The sequence below is a fragment of the Streptomyces sp. NPDC002138 genome, assembly GCF_040296485.1.
GTDB lineage: Bacteria > Actinomycetota > Actinomycetes > Streptomycetales > Streptomycetaceae > Streptomyces.
Window position 1 is genome coordinate 51,826 of the sequence record NZ_JBEOXE010000022.1, and the last position, 20,986, is coordinate 72,811.

The window sequence follows — 20,986 nt, forward strand, 5'->3', positions numbered from 1 at the left end:
ATTCCGGGCCGTTGCGGCGGCCGCCGGATCCGCGCCCTGTCCCCGATCGCTTCCGTCCCCGGCCTCAGGCGATCACACCGTCCCGGCGCAGTGCCGTGATCTGCGCGCCCGTCATCCCCAGGGCGCGCAGCAAGGCGTCGGTGTGCTCGCCGAGCGCGGGAACCGCACCCATCCGCGGTTCCGCGCCACCCGGCAGTCCGATCGGCGGCAGCAGCGCCCGCAGCGGACCCGCTGGTGAACCGATCTCCCGCCAGCGGTCCCGTGCCGCCAGCTGGGGGTGTCCGGCCAGCTGGGCCACCGAGTTCAACCGCGCGCAGGCGATCCCGGCCGCCTCCAGGCGCGCGAGTGCCTCGGCCGCCTCGAAGCGGGCCAGTACCTCGGCGACCACCGCGTCCGTCTTCTCGCGGTTCGCGGTGCGCGCCGAGTTCGTCGCGTACGCCGGATCCTCGGCCAACTCCGGCCGTTCCAGCACCTGTTCGGCGAGCCGCCGCCACTCGCGGTCGTTCTGCACGGACAGCAGGACCCGGTCGCCGTCCGCCGTCGGGTAGGCGTCGTACGGCGCGATCACGGCATGCGCCAGACCGGTCCGCGCGGGCTCCTCGCCACCGTGCATCGTCAGGTGCAGCGGGTGGCCCATCCACTCGGCGAGCGCGTCCAGCATCGAGACCTCGACCGGGCCCCCGCGTCCGGTCGCGCCGCGCCGCAGCAGGGCCGCGAGGACCCCGGAGAAGGCGTACATCGCCGCCGCGATGTCGGCGGCCGGGATGCCCGCCTTGACCGGCTGGTCCGGGGTGCCGGTGACCGAGACCAGAGCCGCCTCGCACTGCACGAGCATGTCGTAGGCCCGCTTGTGCGCGTACGGTCCCTGAGCGCCGTAACCCGAGATGTCCACGGCGACCAGCCGCGGGTAGCGCGCGCACAGCGCGGCGGCGTCCAGCCCGAGGCGGGCCGCGGCGCCCTGGGCGAGGTTCTGTACGAAGACGTCCGCGTCGGCGAGGAGCCCGTGCAGGGCCGCAAGGCCGCGCGGATCCTTGAGGTCGAGCGCGATCGACTCCTTGCCGCGGTTGGCCCACACGAAATGCGAGGCCAGCCCGTGCGCGGCGGTGTCGTAACCGCGCGCGAAGTCCCCGCCGTCGGGCCGCTCGACCTTGATCACCCGGGCTCCGAGGTCGGCGAGCTGCCGGGTGGCGAAGGGGGCGGAGACGGCCTGCTCGACGGCGACGACGGTGACGCCGTCCAGGGGGAGGGGGAGGGGTGCTGGGTGCGGGGCGGCGGAGGGCGGGTGCGGGTGCGGGTGCGGTTGTGGTTGCGCGTGTGGTTGCGGCTGCGGCTGCGGGGCGGAGTTCATGGTCCGGTCCTACAGTCCCGGTGCCCGGGCTGTCACCCCCCTCTCGTACTTCCCCCCGGCCCACGGCCGGGGACGGCGGCGGGCCATGGCGGTGTCGGCGGGATGTCGGCCGTGCGGCGGGGCTGTCGGTGACCCACAGGCGGGGTGTCGGCGGCCGCGGGGATCGTGGGCACCTCGGACATTCGGGCGCTGCGGACATTCGGGCGCCTCGGGCCCCTTGGTCGTCCTGGGAGCCGAGTCGTCCGAGGGAACAGCCGCAGCCGCCTCCACCAGCAAGGGACCCCTCGCCATGTCACCCACGTCCACCACCACCCCGCCCTGGAGCGTCCGACGGCTGCCCCGGGCCGATGGCCGCGTCTTCCTGGTCACCGGCGGCAACGCCGGCATCGGGTACTTCGTCGCCGAGCAGCTGTCGGCGACCGGAGCCACCGTCGTACTCGGCAGCCGGAACCCCGCCAAGGCCGAGGTCGCCACGGCCTCGATCCGCGCGCGTGTCCCCGGGGCGCGGGTGCGGGCCGTACGGCTGGACCTCGCCGACCTCTCGTCGCTCGAGAAGGCGGTGGAATCGCTGGACGTCGACCGCCTCGACGCGGTGGTCCACAACGCGGGCGTCGCGCTCGACCACCCGCCGCGCGAGGAGACCGCCGACGGCCACGAGCTGATGTTCGGCACCAACCACCTCGGGCACTTCGCCCTCACCCGGTGGCTGATGCCGCTGCTGTCGGCCGCGCCGGCCGCCCGCGTGGTGACCATGGGCAGCTTCGCGGCGAAGTCCGAGCGGCTCGCCCTGGGCGACCTGCAGGACGTGGGCGGCCCGGGCGAGCTGGGCGGTCCGGACGGCCTGGGCGGTCCGGGCGAGCTGGGTGACCTGCAGTCCCGGAAGGACTACCGGCCCAAGCGCGCCTACGGACGGTCCAAGCTGGCGCAGATGTACTTCGGCCTCGAACTCGACCGCCGCCTGCGCGCCGCCGGCAGCCCGGTGACGAGCGTGGTGGCCCATCCCGGCGGTGCGCTGGACTCCCTCACCCCGTCAAGGCCACCGGTCCATGTGCGGACCCCGGGCGCACGGCTGGGCGCGGCGCCCGCGGCCCTCCTCGTCCAGGGCAAGCACGCCGGCGCCTGGCCCGCGGTCCGGGCGGTGCTCGACCCGGCCGTGCGCGGCGGCGAGCTGTGGGGCCCGCGCGTCCTCGGCCTGCGCGGGGAGCCCCGGCGCGAGGCGGTGTGGGAGCACCTCGCCGACCCCCTCGTCGCGGCATGGCTGTGGGACGCGAGCCGGGACCTGACGGGGGCCGACCCCGGGGCGCTCATCGGGTAGCCCCGGCAGGCTCCGGGCGGCGCCGGCCTCAGAAGGGGAGCGCGAACTGGCCCTCCGGGCCCTCCTCCTGGTGGCTCAGGACCGAGGCCGGGCGGCGGGCCCAGCGCGGCGGCGGGAGGACCCCGGCCGCACGCAGCCGCTGCGCCGGGAGCGCGGGTCCCGGCTCGAAGGCGGCCCGGTCCGGGGCCAGGTCCGCCAGCAGGCCCAGCGTGGTGACCAGGGCCAGCAGCTCCGAGGTCCAGGCCTGCGGCCACTCGGCGGGGCCCAGCGCGGCCAGCCCTTCCGCGTCCGGCGCCCGGTGCGCGCAGCGGGCGGCGAACCACCGCTCCAGCACGCGCACGCCGTTCACCTCGTACGTCCACGCCCCGGCCGGGACCGGCGCGATGCTCCCGGCGCCCAGCAGGAGGCTCTCGCCCTCCGCGTCGTAGGACAGCGCGGTAGGCCACCCCGCGACCGCCGAGCGGACGTACGGGCGGCGCCCGCCCGGCAGCCGGGGCGGCTCACCGCCGCGCGCCCCGCGCAGTTGGACGGTCAGCAGCCGCTGCCCCAGCTCCAGCCCGGCCCGCCAGCGCTCCGGATCGGCCGGGAGCGGGACCTCGTACCCCCGCGGGCCGGGGCGGCCCGCGGCGAGGATCCAGCACAGGACGTCCTCGGGGGTCACCCACCCGCGGTACTGCTCGCCCAGCAGCTGCAGCAGCCCCGGCGCCAGATTCGGCTCGGCGCCCCCGGGGCGGCGGTGCAGCGGGCGGATCCGGCCGAGCCGCCCCGCCGGGAGGTGCGCCGTGACCAGCGGGGACGGCAGGCCGGGGGGTTCCAGGAGGAAGAGCTGGTGCTCGTCCAGGACCCGCCACAGCTCGGGGCGGGCCAGGTCGATCAGCCGCTGGTCCGGCAGCAGCCACTGCTCGTCGAAGGGCTCGGACAACACCCGTACGGGGTCGGGGCAGGCGCCGGGCTGCCGCCCGAACCGGCCCGTGGCCGACCGCTGGCCGGGCAGCGCGGCCGCCCCGGCGGCGGGGCCGCGCGAGCGGCTCGGCCGGAACAGCCGCTCCCGCTCGGGGTCCTCGGCCCCTGCGAGCGCCGCCCAGCGGGCCCGCAGCGAGGCGGGATCGGGCGCGCTCACCCAGTCCCGCCCGAGCCGCAGCCCGCCCACGGACCAGGGCATCAGCTCGTCCAGCAGCGGCGCGACGGGTTGAGGCGCGACTGGTTGACGTACTTCTTCGCTCACAGCACCTGATGCTAGGGCGGCCAGGGTGCTCAGTGGGCGTCCATCGTCACGGTGAAGGAGAAACGGTCACCGCGATAGCGGATCCGCGCCACGTCCACCACGCGGCCGTCCTCGTCGTAAGTCACCCCGGTGTAGTGCAGGATCGGGCTGAGCAGCGGCACCTGGAGCAGCTCCGCGGTGGCCGGGTCCGCGAGCCGCGCCTCGACGGTGTCCGTGATCCGGCTGATGCGTACGCCCACCATGTCGCGCAGCACCTTGGTCATCGGCCACCGCTCCAGATCGGCCAGATCCACCGCCTCGGCCAGCTCCGGACGCACCGCGTTCTCGGCCCAGTTCGTCGGCTCGCCGCTCTCCCCGTCGTGGCGCAGCCGCCGGTACGTCACCACCTCCGGGAGCCCGGGGAAGTACTCCAGCAGCTCCCCGGGCACCGGCGTCCGCGCGTGGCCGAGGATCGTCGTACGTTCGCCCGACTGCTGGGCCACGATCGCGTCGACCGAGCCCAGCAGCCGCACCGGCGCCGAGCGCCGCGTCCCCGGCTCGATGAACGTGCCGCGCCGCCGGTGCCGGCTGATCAGGCCCTCCTGCTCCAGCTCCTTGAGGGCCTGGCGCATGGTGAGCACGCTCACCCCGTAGTGCTCGGCGAGCTGCTCCTCGGTGGGCAGGCGCAGGGTCGCGTCCGGGGTACGGCCGAGTATCGAGGCGCGCAGTGACTGCGACACCTGGTACCAGAGCGGGAGTTTCCGGTTCAGGACCAGGGAGTCGGGGGCGAAGGCGGTCACGGTCGGGTCTCCGTACGGCTGGGCAGGGGCGGTGTGCTGCGATGTTAGGCGCGGAAGTGCCGTTCCAGCCCCTGCCAGACGTCGTCGTAGCCGCGCTGGAGGTGATCGGCTTCCGTCGCCTGCGCGGTCGCGGTGACCGGCCAGCGGGTCTCGAACATGAAGGCCAGACCGTCCTCGATCTTCTGCGGCTTCAGCTCGGCGGCGCTCGCCCGGTCGAAGGTCTCCCGGTCCGGGCCGTGCGCGGACATCATGTTGTGCAGGGAGCCGCCGCCGGGGACGAACCCCTCCGCCTTGGCGTCGTAGGCCCCCTCGATCAGGCCCATGTACTCGCTCATGACGTTGCGGTGGAAGTAGGGCGGCCGGAACGTGTCCTCGCCGACGAGCCAGCGCGGGGCGAAGACCACGAAGTCGACGCCCGCCAGGCCCGGGGTGTCGGAGGGCGCGGTCAGGACGGTGAAGATCGAGGGGTCGGGGTGGTCGTAGCTGATGCTGCCCAGGACGTTGAAGCGCCGCAGGTCGTAGACGTACGGGACGTGCGAACCGTGCCACGCGACCACGTCGAGCGGGGAGTGGTCGTAGGTGGCGGACCAGAGGTTGCCGCAGAACTTGTTGACGACCTCGACCGGCCGGTCGTCGTCCTCGTACGCCGCCACCGGGGCCTGGAAGTCCCGCGCGGCGGCGAGGCCGTTGGCCCCGATCGGGCCGAGGTGGGGCAGCTCGAAGGGGCGGCCGTAGTTCTCGCAGACATAGCCGCGGGCGGTGTCGTCGAGCAGCTCCACGCGGAAGCGGATCCCGCGCGGGATCAGGGCGATCTCGCCCGGGCGGGCGCTGAGCAGGCCGAGTTCGGTGCGCAGCAGCAGACCGCCCTGCTCCGGGACGATCAGCAGCTCGCCGTCGGAGTCGCTGAAGACCCGGTCGGTCATGGAGGTGTCGGCGGCGTAGAGGTGGATGGCCATGCCGGTGCGCTGCGTGGCGTCGCCGTTGCCGCCGAGGGTCCACAGACCGGCCACGAAGTCGGTACCGGGCGCCGGGGCGGGCAGTGGGTTCCACCGCAGCCGGTTGGGGTCGGGGACCGACTCGGTGAAGGGGGCGGTGCGCAGGGCGCCGTTGCCGATGCGGGTGAAGGGCGGGTGCGCGGCCGAGGGGCGGATGCGGTAGAGCCAGGAGCGGTGGTTGTGCGGGCGCGGCTCGGTGAAGGCGCTGCCGCTGAGCTGCTCGGCGTAGAGGCCCAGCCCGGCCCGCTGGGGCGAGTTCCGGCCCACTGGCAGGGCGCCGGGAACCGCCTCCGAGCTGTGCTCGTTGCCGAAGCCGGTGAGGTACTCCAACCCCTCCGCCGTCTTCCTGGCCTGCTCGCTCATCGCTGCTCCCGCTCCGTCGAAGGAATCCTATGGTCGACAGTAGGATTCCGCAGCCCTGACGTCAACGGTCCGCCCCGGTCGGCGGCCGCGCCCCCGCCGAACGATGCGTGCGGCCGCGCGCACTGAAGGGTGCGCGGCCGCGCCGCCCCGAACGCTTCGTGCGGCTGCACCGCCGACCGATTCGTGCGGGAGGGGATCCAAAAACATGAACATTGCTCTACTCTCTCGCGCATGTCGTGGACCCGCAGGCTCCCAGCCGTTCCGGCGGCTCTCCTCGCCGCCCTCTTCTCCCTCCTGGCCCTCTTCGTGGCCGCGCCCGCCGCGCAGGCGCACGAGGAACGCCCGGTCACCCTCCCCGACGGCTCCGGAAGCGTGCCGGAGTACCGCACGGGCGAACCGGACCTCCTCGTCTGCAAGACCGACCGCCCCGACTTCGAACGCCGGACAGCCGGATTCCCCGAACAGCTCAGGCAGCGCAACCTCGCCCTGTACGACCGGTGCGGCAAGAGCGGCTACCGCAACCTCCAGGAAGCCGTCGACGCCGTCGACCGGCCCGGGATGAACATCGCGATCCTGCCGGGCCTGTACGAGGAAGAGCCCTCGCTGCCCAAGCCGACGGGCGCGTGCGCGTCGCTGAAGGCGCCCAACTCCGCCCTCGGCTACCAGATCCTGTCGTACGAGCAGCAGGTGGCGTGCCGCCACAACCAGAACCTCGTCGCCATCCTCGGCAAGAAGAACCTGCAGATCGAAGGCACCGGGGCATCCCGGCAGGACGTCGTCATCGACGCCAAGTACCAGAAGCTGAACGCCATCCGGGCCGACAACTCCGACGGCGTCTACTTCAAGAACTTCACCGCGCAGCGCACCACGTTCAACTCCCTGTACGTCCTGGCGGGCGACGGCTTCGTCATCGACGACGTCCTCACCCGGTGGAACGACGAATACGGCTTCCTGACCTTCGCCAGCGACCACGGCCTGTACAAGAACTGCGAGTCCTACGGGAACGGCGACTCCGGCATCTACCCCGGCAGCGCCTCGGACATCAACGACGGCCGCGGCTACGACGTCCCGCGCCACTCCATCGAGATCACCGGCTGCCGCAGCCACCACAACATGGTCGGATACTCCGGCACCGCGGGCGACTCGGTGTGGGTGCACGACAACGAGTTCGACGGCAACATGGGCGGCGCCTCGATGGACAGCGCCTTCCCCGGCCACCCCGGACTCCCGCAGAACCACGCCCTGTTCGAGCGCAATCTGATCCACGACAACAACGAGGACTTCTACCCGTACGTCGCCGACGGCACCTGCGCCAAGGCACCCGTCGACCGCGGCTACGAACGGGGCGTGGTCTGCCCGCAGATCTCCATGCCGCCGGGCACCGGCATCATCACCGCGGGCGGCAATTGGAACGTGTACGAGAACAACTGGGTCTACGGACACCGGCGCGCCGGCTTCTTCCTGAGCGCGGTCCCCGCCTTCATCCGGGGCGAGTCGGCCTGGAGCAAGCAGGCCGACACCTCGCACCACAACCGCTACGCGGGCAACATCCTGGGCAAGGACAAGTCCGGAGCCTCCCGCCCCAACGGCGCGGACGTCTGGTGGGACGGTCAGGGCAAGGGCAACTGCTGGCAGGACGGACCCGACGGCTCCACCCCCGGCACGCTCCCGCAGTGCGGTCACACGCGCGGGGAGGTGTCGGGCGGCTCGGCCCGGCTGGCGGGAGAACCGGTCAAGCTGGCCCAACTGCTCGTGTGCGCCGACTACAACGTTCAGGCACGCAAGCTTCCGGCGGGGTGCGACTGGTACGGCGCCCGGGGTCTGGAGCGGGTGGAGACCCAGATCGCGCTGGCCGTCGCGGTGGTACTGGCCCTGGTCGGCGGGGTGCTGTGGTGGCGCCGGCTGCGCGCGTCGCGGCTGGGCACGCTCTCCGCGCTGCTCGGCCTGGCCGGGCTCGCCCTGGACGTCGCCGGCTCGACGATGGCCCTGACCGTCACCTTCGTCCCGGCTCTCGCACTCCTCCTCCTCGGGTTGTGGTGGACGGGCACCGGGCTCGCGCTACGGCCCGGCCGCCCCTGGCTGGCGCGACTGACCCTGCTGCTCGGCGCACTGACCCTGCTCGACGCCTTCGACAAGGCCGTACTGATGATTCCGTGGATCCCCCTCAGCCCGGCGTGGATCCGCGCACTGGTGGCGATCGTGTGGGTGCTGTGGGCCGTAATAGCCTCCGCCCGCCCCGGCCCACCCCGCACTCCCACAGCCCCTGGCGACGGCGGCGGCACGGAGGACGGTGCGGAGGCCGGCGGTGCGGAGGCCGGCGGTGCGGAGCCCGGCGGTGCGGAAGACGGCGCGGAGGCCGGCGGTGCGGAGGCCGGTGGTGCGGGTGGCCGGGCCGGTGCCGGTGCGAGTGGCGGCGAGGGCGACCGCACACCCGGACCGGCGCGCCCGGCCCCCACCCGGGACGGCGCCGCGTGAGCGCCGGTGAGCAACTGACGCCGCCCCGGCCGCTGCGCGCCCGCCCAAGCCCAGGACCCCGTCCCCGCCCCCGCCCCCGGACCGGGCGGGCCCGCCGGGTGGCGGCCTGCGCGGCGCTCCTCCTGCTCGCCGCGGTGGGCACGGCCGGCTGCGGCGGGCGAGCCACCACCCACCACAAGCCCGGTACCACCCACCAGCAGGCCTCCGGCGGCGTCGGCACCCTGCTGGACACCCAGGACGAGGCCGGCCACCGGCTGCGCCAAGTCCCGGCCCAGGGGGCGCCGGAGGTGAAACTCACCCTCCGCCCCGACAGCGAGGACGGCTGGAACCTCCAACTGGAGGTGGGCAACTTCCACTTCACCCCCGACAGCGTGGGCGGCGCCGCCCTCGCCGGTGGCGGCCACGCCCACCTCCTGCTCGACGGCCGCAAACTGGCCCGCCTGTACGGCCCCTGGTACCACCTGTCCGCCACACAGGTGCCCGAGGGCCCGCACACCCTGACCGTCCGCCTCTACGCGGACGACCACACCGCCTGGGCGGTCGAGGGCAAACCGGTGGAAGCCACGACCCGGCTGACCGCGCCCGCCCAGAGCCCGGCGAGCCACGACCACGCCGCCCCCGGAGCGCCGACCTCGCCCCCGACCCCGTCCCAGCCGCCCGCCCAGCCCCCGGCCCCGGACCCGGCCGCCACGGCAGACCGGACCGTCACCATCGCCATCCACGACGGCAAGGTCACCCCCGCCCCCGGCCGGACGGAGCTGAAGCGCGGCGAGCGGGTCGCGCTGCGCGTCACCAGCGATCGCGCCGACACCCTGCACGTCCACGGCTATGACAAGGAACTGCCGCTCCCCGCGGGCCAGGAAGCCACCCTGGTCCTGACGGTCGACCGCACGGGCCTCTTCGAGGTCGAGACCCACGAATCCGACCTGGTCCTGACCCAGCTCCTCGTCCGGTGACCCGGACGCTCGCCGCGCTGCTCCCGGGCGCGGCTCAGGGACCCACCACGGCCCTGGTCCCGGTGCCGACGGGGGCTTCGGCGCCGACACCGGTGCCGGGCCCGACACCGCTATCCGCCCCGAAAGGGCTCCGGAGCGCCCTCGTCGATCCGCTCGCCGACCCGGTCGCCCATCCGTTCGCCGCCCTCGCCCATGGCATCGGCTCCCAGCACGACCTGCCCATCTCGCCCTTCTACGCCTTCGCCGGTGCCTTCACCGCGCTCTTCGTCTCCTTTCTCGCACTCGGCCTCCTCTGGTCCACCTCCCGCTTCCGCGGCGACCGCTCCGGCCGCCCGCTGCCCACCGCCGTCCAGCGGGTGGCCGACGCGCCGACCACCCGGACCGCGCTGCGCGTCCTCGGACTCGCCGCCGCCCTTCTCGTCCTGCTGCACCTCCTCCTCGGTCCCGACGACCCCGCCCGCAATCCCGCTCCCGGCGCCGTCTACGTCCTGCTCTGGGTCGGACTCGTCCCCGCCTCCCTCCTCCTCGGCCCCGTCTGGAGCCTGCTCAACCCGCTGCGCACCCTGCACCGGCTGCTGCGCCGCCTTCACCGCCTGCTGCGCCGCGGCCCCCTCGCCCCGGACCGGCCCGCGCACCCCCTTCCACCTCGGCTCGGCCTCTGGCCCGCCGCCATCGGCCTCTTCGGCTTCACCTGGCTCGAGCTCGTTTCCCCCGACCCCGCCTCGCGCACCACCCTCCTGACCGCCTTCGTCGTCTTCGGCACCGTCCAGCTCGGCCTCGCGGCCCGCTTCGGCGAATCGTGGTTCGCCGAAGGAGACCCCTTCGAGGCGTACTCCACCCTCCTGGCCCGCTTCTCCCCCCTCGGCCGCCGCGACGACGGCCGCCTGGTCCTCCGTAACCCCTTCCACGGACTCGACGCCACACCCGAGCGGCCGGGACTCGTCGCCACCGTCTGCGTCCTGCTCGGGTCAACCGCCTATGACGGGTTCTCCGACAACCCCTCGTGGATCAACACCATTCAGACCTCCCCCCTCGGCCGGACCCCCGCGGCCACCCTCGGACTCCTGGGCTCCGTCATCCTCGTCGCCACCCTCTACTGCCTCTGCGCCGCGGCCACCCGCCTGGTCTCCGGCCCGCTCCCGGGACCGCTGACCGCCTTCGCGCACTCCCTCCTTCCCATCGCTCTCGGTTACCTCGTAGCCCACTATTTCTCCCTGTTCGTCACGGAAGCGTCACGCACAGTAATCATTGCGGGGGGTGTTGGCCATGCCCCCGCACCCGCCCCACCCCTGGACCCCGGCGGCCTCGCGGCACTCCAGGTCATCGCCGTCGTCAGCGGCCACGTCCTCGGAGTCATCGCCGCGCACGACCGTTCCGTACGCCTCTTCCCGCCCGCCCGGGCGGTCGCCGGGCAACTGCCCCTGCTCGCGCTGATGATCACGTACACCCTCGGGGGGCTGAGCCTCCTGCTGAACTGAGAACCGAGGACCGGCATGATGGACCCCGTGCCTCCAGCCCACCCCCTGCGCCGCGCCCCGATCCAGCAGCGCAGCGCCGACCGGCTCGCCCGGATCCTCGACGCCTGCGCCGAACTCCTCGACGAGACGGGGTACGAGAACCTGAGCACCCGGGCCGTCGCCGTCCGCGCGCGTGTCCCGATCGGCTCGGTCTACCGCTTCTTCGGCAACAAGCGGGCCATGGCCTACGCCCTCGCCGAACGCAACCTCGACCGCTACGCCGAAGGCATCACCGCGCGGCTCGCGGCCCTTCCGGACGCGCACTGGCGGCCCGTGGTGGACGCGGTCCTCGACGAGTACCTCGCGATGAAACGCACCGTCCCCGGCTTCGCCCTGGTCGATTTCGGCGTGCCCCCGCCGCCGTCGAGCGAGGCGGCGGACCCCGCCGACCCGAACGACCTGGTCGCCGGCCGCCTGACCGAACTGCTCTGCCTGCACCTGGGCCGCACTCCCGACCCGGTCCTGCGGCGTACGGTCCTGGTCGCGGTCGAAGCCACCGACGCCCTCGTGCAGCTCGCCTTCCGGACCGCCCCGTCCGGGGATCCCGACATCATCGACGAGATACGGGCGATGATGCACGCGTACCTCGCCCGAGTCCTGGACTGACCCTCGGCCCCTCGGCCCCTCGGCCCCTCGGGCCCTTTGAATGCTCGGACCCACCGGCCTGCGGACGCTCCGACGCTCGGCCTCCCGCTCGGATACCCGCGCGCCCGCTGCTCCGCCGCACCCGAGGCGCGCTCCTCGCTGCCCGCGGACCCGAATCCGCCGGTCCGGAGGCCGGCGGTGTTCGGCACGCGCAAGGGGCTCCCCACCGTCCGTACCGGTCGGTATGCTCGGGTCGCCCGCGTGACACCGCAGCCTGCCGTCCCCAGGAGGGCCCATGTCCCGTACCGCCCTGCGCATCTGCCCCCTGTGCGAAGCCACCTGCGGCCTCACCCTGACCATCGAGGGAACCGCCGTCACAGGCGCCCGCGGCGATCGGAAGGACGTCTTCAGCCAGGGGTTCATCTGCCCTAAGGGCGCCGCGTTCGGCGCCCTCGACGCCGACCCCGACCGGCTGCGCACCCCTCTCGTCCGCCGTGACGGCACGCTCCAGGAAGCCACCTGGGACGAGGCGTTCGACGCCATCGCGGCCGCCGTTCCCCCGCTCGTCGAGCGCTACGGACCCCAGTGCACGGGCGTCGTCCTGGGCAACCCCAACGTCCACACCATGGCCGGCGCCCTCTATCCGCCCCTGCTCCTCAAAGCCCTCGCCACCCGCAACCTCTTCACCGCCAGCACCCTGGACCAGATGCCCAAGCACGTCTCCAGCGGCCTGCTCTTCGGTGACCCCTTCGCCATCCCGGTGCCCGACCTCGACCGCACCGACTTCCTGCTGCTCATCGGCGCGAATCCGGTCGAATCCAATGGCTCCCTGTGCACCGCCCCCGATTTCCCCGGCCGGCTGAAGGCCCTGCGCGCCCGCGGCGGCACCCTCGTCGTCGTCGACCCGCGGCGCACCCGCACCGCACGCCTGGCGGACCGCCACCTCGCCCCGCGCCCCGGCAGCGACGCCCTGCTCCTCGCGGCCCTCGCGCACACCCTGCTCGCCGAGAAGCTGACCGACCCGGGAGTCCTCACGGAACATCTGGAGGGACTCGGGGAACTCTCCGAAGCCCTCCGCGCGTTCACCCCCCAAGAGGTCGCACCCGCCTGCGACCTGTCCGCCGATGAGATCCGGCTGCTCGCCCGCGACCTGGCCGCCGCCCCGACCGCCGCCGTCTACGCCCGGATCGGCAGTTGCACCGTCGCCCACGGCACCCTCGCCAGCTGGCTGGTCGACGTACTGAACATCCTCACCGGCAATCTCGACCGTCCCGGCGGCGCGCTGTTCCCGCTCTCCGCGACCGCCGCGGCGCCCCGGGCCGCCGCCGGGCCCGGGCGGGGGTTCGCGCTCGGCCGCTGGGCCAGCCGGGTCTCCGGCCACCCCGAGGTCAAGGGTGAACTGCCCATGGCCGCCCTCGCCGAGGAGGTCGAGACCCCGGGGGAGGGGCAGATCCGGGTGGTGATCGCCGTCGCCGCCAACCCGGTGCTGTCCGCGCCCGACGGCGACCGGCTCGACCGGGCGCTGTCCGGGCTCGACTTCATGGTCTCGGTCGACCCGTACCTCAACGAGACCTCGCGCCACGCCCATGTCGTCCTGCCTCCGCCGCCGCCCGCCCAAAGTTCCCACTTCGACTTCGCCTTCAACGGTTTCGCCGTGCACAACCAGGCGCGCTATTCGCCCCCCGCCATCCCGCTGGAGGAGGGGCGGATGGACGAGTGCGACATCCACGCCCGGCTGATCCTCGCCGTCTCCGGGCGGCACGGCGCCGACCCCCGGACCGTGGACGAAGCCGCCATCGCCGACACCCTGGCGCGGGCGGCCGCCGATCCGCAGTCGCCGCTTTCCGGTGCCGACCCGCGGGCATGGGCGGGGACGCTCACGGGCCACACCGGTCCCGAGCGGCGGCTCGACATGATGCTGCGCCTGGGCCCGTACGACCTGACCCTCGACGACCTCCTCCGCGAGCCGCACGGGGTGGACCTCGGCCCCCTCGCCTCCCGCGTGCCCGGCCTGCTCAAGACCCGCAGCGGCAGGATCGAACTGCTCCCGGACCCGATCGCCGCCGAGCTGCCCCGGCTGCGCGAGGCGCTCGCGCACCGCCCCGCCGCCCTGGTGCTCGTGGGCCGCCGCCACCTGCGGTCCAACAACAGCTGGCTGCACAACATCCCGGCCCTGACCGGGGGTTCCAACCGCTGCACCTTGCACGTCCACCCCGACGATGCCGGACGCCTCGGCCTCGCCGACGGCGGCCGCGCCAGGATCACCGCCGACGGTGGCAGCCTCGAGGTGCCGGTCGAGGTCACCGACGCCATCCGGCCCGGGGTGGTCAGCCTCCCGCACGGCTGGGGCCACGACCGGCCCGGTACGCGGCTCGGCGCCGCCGGGGTGGTGCCCGGAGTCAATGTGAATCAGCTCCTGGACGGGTCCCGGCTCGACCCGCTGTCGGGTACCGCCGTGCTCAACGGCTTCCCGGTGGAGCTGGTGCCACTGCCCTGAGCTGGGGTTTTGCTCGTATTGCTCACGCGTCGACGTCTTGTTGGGGTTACCGGGGGACACCTACGTTCCCAGCATGCTGACCTTCCTCGGCTTCGCCATGATCGCGACCTTCCTGGTCCTGATCATGATGAAGAAAATGTCGCCCATCGCGGCGCTCGTTCTCATCCCCGCGCTCTTCTGCGTGTTCGCCGGCAAGGGCGCGCATCTGGGCGACTACGTCATCGACGGCGTCGGCAAGCTGGCGCCGACCGCCGCCATGCTGATGTTCGCCATCGTCTACTTCGGCGTCATGATCGATGTGGGCCTCTTCGACCCGGTCGTCCGGGGCATCCTGCGCTTCTGCAAGGCCGACCCGATGCGGGTGGTGGTCGGTACGGCGGTGCTGGCCGCGATCGTCTCGCTCGACGGGGACGGCTCGACCACCTTCATGATCACGGTGTCGGCCATGTACCCGCTCTACAAGCGGCTCGGCCTCAGCCTGGTGGTGATGACCGGAGTCGCCGCCACGGCCAACGGCGTCATGAACACCCTGCCGTGGGGCGGCCCGACCGCCCGCGCCGCGACCGCGCTCAAGCTCGACGCCGCCGACATCTTCGTACCGATGATCCCGGCCCTGGCCGTCGGTCTGCTGTGCGTCTTCGTCCTGGCCTACGTGCTCGGGCTGCGCGAACGCCGTCGGGTGGGCGTGCTGTCCCTGCCCGGTTCGGCGGATGCGCGCGTGGGCGCCGGTGCCGGCGTGGGCTCCGATGCCGATGCCGCCGCTGACGTGGATGTGGATGCCCGGGTCGCCGTGGGCGTGCCCGTCGATGTGTCGGCGGCGTCCGGACGCGTCGTCCCGGCCGGTACGGGCGCCACCGCTTCCGGGGCCGCCGCCGACGCCCTGGACGCGGATGCGGCCTCCGCCGCCGGACCGGCCCGCGCCGGTGTCGGGAGCCGGGCCTCCGACGGGCCCGGGGTTTCGGAGGACGAGGGGTTCCAGGGGCTGGATCCTGCCCGGGCCACTCTTCGGCCGCGGCTCTACTGGTTCAATGCCGGGCTCACCATGGTCCTGCTCACCGCCATGATCATGGAGCTGCTCCCCATCCCCGTGCTCTTCCTGCTCGGGGCCGCCCTCGCGCTCACCGTCAACTATCCGAAGATGGCCGAGCAGAAGGCCCGTATCGCCGCGCACGCCGACAACGTCCTCAACGTCGCGGGGATGGTCTTCGCCGCCGCCGTCTTCACCGGAGTGCTCACCGGCACCGGCATGGTCAAGGACATGGCGGGCTGGCTGGTCGGGGCCATTCCCGACGGGATGGGCCCGCACATGGCGCTCGTCACCGGCCTGCTCAGCCTGCCGCTCACCTACTTCATGTCCAACGACGGTTTCTACTTCGGCGTCCTGCCCGTCCTCGCCGAGGCCGGGGCCGCGCACGGGGTCTCCCCGCTCGCGATCGCCCGCGCCTCCCTGGCCGGTCAGGCCCTGCACATGTCCAGCCCGCTGGTCCCGGCGGTCTATGTCCTCGTCGGCATGGCCAAGGTCGAATTCGGTGACCACACCCGCTTCACCGTGAAGTGGGCGGCCCTCACGTCCCTCGTCGTGCTGGGGGCGGGGATGCTTTTCGGCACCGTCTGACCCTGGCGCACAGAAAACTACCGACGCTAGTTTGTAGGGTGGCCGCGAGGTCCATGCGGTTCACGCGGTCCATGCGGTTCACGCGCTCGTGCTCGGGAGGAATGCGATGAAGGCCCACGACGGGATGTACATAGGCGGGGAATGGCGGCCCGCCGCCGGACAGGACCGGATCGAGGTCGTCAACCCGGCCGACGAGCAGGTCATCGCCAGTGTCCCGGCCGGGACCGAGGAGGACGTGGACGCGGCCGTACGGGCCGCCCGCGCCGCCTTCCCCGGCTGGGCCGCGACCCCGCCCGCCGAGCGGGCCGCGCGGCTGGGCGCCCTGCGGGACGTCCTGGTCGCCCGGAAGAGCGAGATCGCGGAGACCATCACCGCGGAGCTCGGTTCCCCGCTCGGCTTCTCCGAGATGGTCCACGTCGGGGCGCCCATCGCCGTGGCCCACTCGTTCGCCGAGCTGGGGGCGGCCTACGCCTTCGAGGAGCGCATCGGGAACTCCACCGTCCTGCTCGAACCGGTGGGTGTCGTCGGGGCCATCACTCCCTGGAACTATCCCCTGCACCAGGTCGTTGCCAAGGTGGCACCCGCTCTCGCCGCCGGCTGCACCGTCGTCCTCAAGCCCGCCGAGGACACCCCGCTGACCGCACAGCTCTTCGCCGAAGCGGTGCACGAGGCGGGCATTCCCGCCGGAGTGTTCAACCTGGTGACCGGCACCGGTCCGGTCGCCGGACAGGCGCTGGCCGCCCACCCCGGGGTGGACCTCGTCTCCTTCACCGGCTCGACCGCCGTCGGCAAGCGGATCGGCGCCACCGCGGGCGCCGCCATCAAGCGGGTCGCCCTCGAACTGGGCGGCAAATCGGCCAATGTCATCCTCCCCGGGGCCGACCTCGCCAAGGCGGTCGCGGCCGGAGTGGGTCACGTCATGAACAACGCGGGCCAGAGCTGCAATGCCCTGACCCGGATGCTCGTCCACCGCGACGACTACGAGGAAGCCGTCTCCCTCGCCGCCGCGGCGGTCGCGAAATACCCCACCGGCGACCCGCGTGACCCGGCCACCCGCCTTGGGCCGGTCATCAACGCCAAGCAGCACGAGCGCGTCCGTGGCTACATCGCCAAGGGCGTCGAGGAAGGTGCCCGCCTGGTCGCCGGCGGCTCCGACGCGCCCGCGGAGCGCGGGTACTTCGTCGCGCCCACCGTCTTCGCCGATGTCACCCCGGACATGACCATCGCGCAGGAGGAGATCTTCGGCCCCGTGCTGTCGATCCTCGCCTACGCCGACGAGGACGAGGCCCTGAGCATCGCCAACGGCACCGTCTACGGGCTCGGCGGCGCGGTGTGGGCGGCGGACGAGGCGACCGCCGTGGCCTTCGCCCGCCGCATGGACACCGGACAGGTGGACATCAACGGCGGCCGGTTCAACCCGCTCGCGCCCTTCGGCGGCTACAAGCAGTCCGGTGTCGGCCGCGAACTGGGCCCGCACGGCCTGGCCGAGTACCTCCAGACCAAGTCCCTGCAGTTCTGAGCCCCGGAAACACGGAGACGACGATCATGGTCCGCGCCGCCATCCTGCCCGCCATCGGAGCACCCCTGGAGATCCGGGAGATCGTGCTCCCCGACCCCGGACCCGGGCAGGTCCGGGTCAAGCTCACCGCCGCCGGGGTGTGCCACTCGGACCTCTCCCTCACCGACGGCACCATGCGGGTGCCCGTACCGGCCGTCCTCGGCCATGAGGGTTCCGGCACCGTCCTCGCGGCCGGCGAGGGCGTCACCCACGTCGCCCCCGGCGACGGGGTGGTCCTCAACTGGGCCCCGTCCTGCGGGCAGTGCCACCACTGCTCGATCGGCGAGGTCTGGCTCTGCGTCAACGCCCTCGCGGGGGTCGGTGCCGTCTACGCCCACGACGCGCAGGGCACCGAGCTGCACCCCGGGCTCAATGTGGCCGCCTTCGCGGAGGAGACCGTCGTCGCGGCCCACTGTGTGCTGCCCGCACCGGCCGGGGTCCCGCTCGCCGAAGCCGCGCTGCTCGGCTGCGCCGTCCTCACCGGCTATGGCGCCGTCCACCACAGCGCCCAGGTCCGGCCCGGCGAGTCCGTCGCCGTCTTCGGTGTCGGCGGGGTCGGCCTGGCCGCGCTCCAGGCGGCCCGGATCGCGATGGCGGGCCCGATCGTGGCCGTGGACGTCTCCCCGGCCAAGGAGGAGTTGGCCCGCGCGGCCGGGGCGACCGAGTTCGTCCTCGCCTCCGACACCACGGCCAAGGAGATCCGCTCCCTGACCGGCGGCCGGGGCGTGGACGTCGCGATCGAGTGCGTCGGCCGGGCCGAGACCATCCGTGGTGCCTGGGAGTCGACGCGACGCGGCGGCCGGACGACGGTCGTCGGGATCGGGGGCAAGGAACAGCAGGTCACCTTCCACGCCCTGGAGATCTTCCACTTCGCCCGCACCCTCACCGGCTGCGTCTACGGCAACAGCGACCCGGCCCGGGACCTGCCGATCCTGGCGGCGCACGTCCGGGCCGGCCGCCTCGACCTCGGCGCCCTGGTGACCGACCGCATCGGCCTCGACGGCATCCCGGCCGCCTTCGACGCGATGCTCGCGGGCAAGGGGGGCCGCTCCCTGGTCGTGTTCTAGCCCCTGGCCTCCGGCCCTGGGCGCGGGTGGCGGGTGGCGGTACCGGGCCCGGTGCGGGTGCGTCGCCCGCGCGCAGGGGCCGGGCCGACTGCTCCCGCCTCCCGCGCCCAGGCCTGGCCTGCGTTCGGCTCCCCGAGCCTCGCGTCCGGAGTGGGTGTACGGTTCCTGCGCCCTGGGGCCCCGGTGGCCGCGCGCCCCCCCACGCGGCGGAGTGCCCCCTCTGGCCCCGGGGGCCGACCGGGCCCGCCCCGAGCCCGACCCCGCCCCGAGCCCGCCCCCCTACGCCGTGCGCAGCGCTTCGTATTGGAGGGTCAGGCCGTCCAGGAGGGCCGTCAGGCCCGTTTCGAATGCGCCCTGGTCCACCTCCTGGCGGCGTTCGGCCAGGAGGTGGGCCTGGCCCAAGTGGGGGTAGTCGGCCGGGTCGTACGCCGCCTCGTCGTCCACGAAACCCCGGGCGAACGAGGCCACCGCCGAGCCCAGGATGAAGTACCGCATCAGCGCGCCGATCCGGGTCGCCTGCGCGGGCGGCCAGCCCGCCGCCGTCATCGCGCCGAAGACCGCGTCGGCCACCCGCAGCCCGGCCGGGCGCCGGCCCGGGCCCCGGGCCAGTACCGGCACGATGTGGGGATGGTCGGCCAGCGCCTCGCGGTAGGAGTGCGCCCAGTCGGCCAGCGCCGTGCGCCAGTCCCGCGGATCCCCGTCCTCGAACATCGACAGGTCCACCCGCGCGCTCACCGCGTCCGCGACCGCCTCCAGGATCTGGTCCTTGGTGCGGAAATGGTTGTACAGGGACGGCCCGCTGACCCCCAGGGCCGCCGCCAGCCGTCGGGTGGAGACCGCCTCCAGGCCCTCCGCGTCCACCAGCGCGCCCGCCGCCTCGACGATGCGTTCTCTGCTCAGCAGGGGCTTGCGCGGTCTGGCCATGCGCCACATAGTAGGGCCTGCCCGCCATAAACTAGCGGCGCTAATTTATGGCGCCGGCCAACGCGTCCGAGGGGTGGCCATGAACCTGGAACTCAGCGAGGAACAGACCGCGGTGCGGCAGCTCGCCCGCGACTTCGCGGACCGCGAGGTCGCGCCGTACGCCGCCGCATGGGACCGCGCCGAGCGCGTGGACCGCGCCGTCGTCAAGAAGCTCGGCGCCGTCGGCTTCCTCGGCCTGACCGTCCCCGAGCAGTACGGCGGCTCCGGCGGTGACCACCTCTCCTACGTCCTGGTCACCGAGGAACTGGGCCGCGCCGACTCCGCCGTGCGCGGCATCGTCTCCGTATCCCTCGGGCTCGTCGCCAAGACCATCGCCGCCTGGGGGAACGAGGAGCAGAAGCGCGATTGGCTGCCGCGCCTGTGCTCCGGCGACGCCCTCGGCTGCTTCGGCCTCACCGAGCCCGGCACTGGTTCCGACGCCGGGAACCTCACCACCCGCGCCGTCCACGACCCCGCCACCGGCACCTACACCGTCAACGGCGCCAAGATGTTCATCACCAACGGCACCTGGGCCGACGTCGTCCTCCTCTTCGCCCGCACCAACGACGAGCCCGGCCACCGCGGTGTCTCCGCCTTCCTCGTCCCCACGGACACCCCCGGTCTGACCCGCCGCGAGATCCACGGCAAGCTCGGCCTGCGCGGCCAGGCCACCGCCGAGCTCACCTTCGACGACATGCGCGTGCCCGCCTCCGCCCTGCTCGGCCCCGAGGGCAAGGGCTTCTCGGTCGCGATGTCCGCGCTGGCCAAGGGCCGGATGTCGGTCGCCGCGGGCTGCGTCGGCATCGCGCAGGCGGCGCTGGACGCCTCCCTCGCGTACGCCGCCCAGCGCGAGCAGTTCGGCCGACCGATCGCCGGCCACCAGCTCGTCCAGGAGCTGATCGCCGACATCTCCGTGGACGTGGACGCGGCCCGGCTGCTCACCTGGCGGGTCGCCGACCTCATCGACCGCGGGCTCCCCTTCGCGACCGAGTCCTCCACCGCCAAGCTCTTCGCCTCCGAAGCGGCGGTCCGCGCCGCGAGCAACGCCCTGCAGGTGCACGGTGGTTACGGATACATCGACGAGTTCCCGGCGGGGAAGCTGCTGCGCGACGCCCGGGTGATGACCCTCTACGAAGGCACCAGCCAGATCCAGAAGCTGCTCATCGGCCGCTCCCTGACCGGCGTCTCGGCCTTCTGACCCCACAGGCCTTCCCCACGCCCGCGCCCGCGCCCACGCCCGCGCCCCACGCCCCGCGCCCGCGCCCCACGCCCCGCGGGCCTCCCCGCGCCCCGCCCGGCCCCCAACACCCGGCTCTGAGTACGCACATGAGTACGCGAGCGGATTACCCCCGCCGCGTCCGCTCGCGATGCTGGAGCCATGAACGAGACACCGGTCAAGCAGCAGAACACGGGGGCCTACTACGGCCAGGCCGTCGCCTCCTTCGGCATCGCCATGGGCGCCGTCGCCCTGGGGATCTACAACCTGGAGGCGAACGCATGGGTCCGGGCCTTCCTCGGCATCGCGGTCCTCTACCTCACCACCTCCGCCTTCACGCTCGCCAAGGTGGTCCGCGACCGCCAGGAGGTGACGCAGATCGTCACCCGGGTCGACCAGGCGCGGATGGAGAAGATCATGACGGAGTACGACCCCTTCTCGCCGAGGCCGCCGCTGCCGAAGCCCGCGCAAGACCGCTAAGCGCTTGCTCACCCTCCGGTAAGGTATTCACT

The 20,986-nt window shown here is 73.4% G+C and carries 16 protein-coding genes; 11 read left to right on the forward strand and 5 right to left on the reverse strand.

The annotated features are described in order from the left end of the window. Positions 1-64: 64 nt before the first annotated feature. Entirely contained in the window at positions 65-1,348 is a 1,284-nt protein-coding gene (locus ABT084_RS16685) for a CaiB/BaiF CoA transferase family protein (protein WP_351043796.1), read from the reverse strand. 289 nt (positions 1,349-1,637) lie between these two features. Between ABT084_RS16685 and ABT084_RS16690 the strand changes: the two genes are divergently transcribed. Next, a complete protein-coding gene (locus tag ABT084_RS16690) occupies positions 1,638-2,663 on the forward strand; it encodes an SDR family NAD(P)-dependent oxidoreductase (protein ID WP_351043799.1) in 1,026 nt (341 codons plus the stop codon). Between the two features lie 28 nt (positions 2,664-2,691). Here ABT084_RS16690 and ABT084_RS16695 read toward each other — a convergent pair whose 3' ends face one another. Genes ABT084_RS16695 through hmgA form a run of 3 tightly spaced genes read right to left on the reverse strand, consistent with a single transcriptional unit; the run spans position 2,692 to position 6,025 of the window. Next, positions 2,692-3,912 (reverse strand): type ISP restriction/modification enzyme, encoded by a 1,221-nt coding sequence (locus ABT084_RS16695; RefSeq protein WP_502968953.1) that lies wholly within the window; start codon positions 3,910-3,912, stop codon positions 2,692-2,694. Between the two features lie 5 nt (positions 3,913-3,917). After that, positions 3,918-4,667 (reverse strand): GntR family transcriptional regulator, encoded by a 750-nt coding sequence (locus ABT084_RS16700; protein WP_351043801.1) that lies wholly within the window; start codon positions 4,665-4,667, stop codon positions 3,918-3,920. 44 nt (positions 4,668-4,711) lie between these two features. After that, entirely contained in the window at positions 4,712-6,025 is a 1,314-nt protein-coding gene (gene hmgA, locus ABT084_RS16705) for a homogentisate 1,2-dioxygenase (RefSeq protein WP_351043804.1), read from the reverse strand. Between the two features lie 231 nt (positions 6,026-6,256). Between hmgA and ABT084_RS16710 the strand changes: the two genes are divergently transcribed. The 8 genes from ABT084_RS16710 to ABT084_RS16745 all read left to right on the forward strand — a co-directional run bounded on the left by ABT084_RS16710 (position 6,257) and on the right by ABT084_RS16745 (position 18,295). Continuing rightward, on the forward strand, positions 6,257-8,500 hold the full coding sequence (locus tag ABT084_RS16710; protein ID WP_351043807.1) for a right-handed parallel beta-helix repeat-containing protein: 2,244 nt from the start codon (positions 6,257-6,259) through the stop codon (positions 8,498-8,500). Positions 8,501-8,598: 98 nt separating this feature from the next. Further along, positions 8,599-9,456: a cupredoxin domain-containing protein gene (locus ABT084_RS16715; RefSeq protein ID WP_351043949.1), complete on the forward strand. Its 858-nt coding sequence runs from the start codon at positions 8,599-8,601 to the stop codon at positions 9,454-9,456. A 197-nt stretch (positions 9,457-9,653) separates the two neighbouring features. After that, positions 9,654-10,934, forward strand: a complete 1,281-nt coding sequence (locus ABT084_RS16720) for a hypothetical protein (protein ID WP_351043952.1) — start codon at positions 9,654-9,656, stop codon at positions 10,932-10,934. A gap of 18 nt (positions 10,935-10,952) precedes the next feature. Further along, a complete protein-coding gene (locus ABT084_RS16725; RefSeq protein WP_351043954.1) occupies positions 10,953-11,579 on the forward strand; it encodes a TetR/AcrR family transcriptional regulator in 627 nt (208 codons plus the stop codon). A 274-nt stretch (positions 11,580-11,853) separates the two neighbouring features. Then, the gene (locus ABT084_RS16730; RefSeq protein WP_351043810.1) at positions 11,854-14,055 is read left to right on the forward strand and encodes a molybdopterin oxidoreductase family protein; all 2,202 of its coding nucleotides are present in this window, start codon (positions 11,854-11,856) and stop codon (positions 14,053-14,055) included. A gap of 73 nt (positions 14,056-14,128) precedes the next feature. Further along, positions 14,129-15,670 (forward strand): CitMHS family transporter, encoded by a 1,542-nt coding sequence (locus ABT084_RS16735; protein ID WP_351043812.1) that lies wholly within the window; start codon positions 14,129-14,131, stop codon positions 15,668-15,670. 106 nt (positions 15,671-15,776) lie between these two features. Next, positions 15,777-17,189 carry an aldehyde dehydrogenase family protein gene (locus tag ABT084_RS16740; protein WP_351043815.1) on the forward strand — a complete coding sequence of 471 codons (1,413 nt, stop codon included), beginning with the start codon at positions 15,777-15,779 and terminating at the stop codon, positions 17,187-17,189. Between the two features lie 26 nt (positions 17,190-17,215). Then, positions 17,216-18,295 (forward strand): Zn-dependent alcohol dehydrogenase, encoded by a 1,080-nt coding sequence (locus ABT084_RS16745; RefSeq protein ID WP_351043818.1) that lies wholly within the window; start codon positions 17,216-17,218, stop codon positions 18,293-18,295. 279 nt (positions 18,296-18,574) lie between these two features. Here the strand turns inward: ABT084_RS16745 and ABT084_RS16750 are convergent, their stop codons facing one another. Then, on the reverse strand, positions 18,575-19,219 hold the full coding sequence (locus tag ABT084_RS16750; RefSeq protein ID WP_351043821.1) for a TetR/AcrR family transcriptional regulator: 645 nt from the start codon (positions 19,217-19,219) through the stop codon (positions 18,575-18,577). Between the two features lie 79 nt (positions 19,220-19,298). Here ABT084_RS16750 and ABT084_RS16755 point away from each other — a divergent pair, with 79 nt between their 5' ends. Together ABT084_RS16755 and ABT084_RS16760 are read left to right on the forward strand one after the other, a co-directional pair. Further along, positions 19,299-20,456 (forward strand): acyl-CoA dehydrogenase family protein, encoded by a 1,158-nt coding sequence (locus ABT084_RS16755; protein WP_351043823.1) that lies wholly within the window; start codon positions 19,299-19,301, stop codon positions 20,454-20,456. 180 nt (positions 20,457-20,636) lie between these two features. Beyond that, positions 20,637-20,954 carry a YiaA/YiaB family inner membrane protein gene (locus ABT084_RS16760; RefSeq protein ID WP_351043826.1) on the forward strand — a complete coding sequence of 106 codons (318 nt, stop codon included), beginning with the start codon at positions 20,637-20,639 and terminating at the stop codon, positions 20,952-20,954. Positions 20,955-20,986 lie beyond the last annotated feature (32 nt).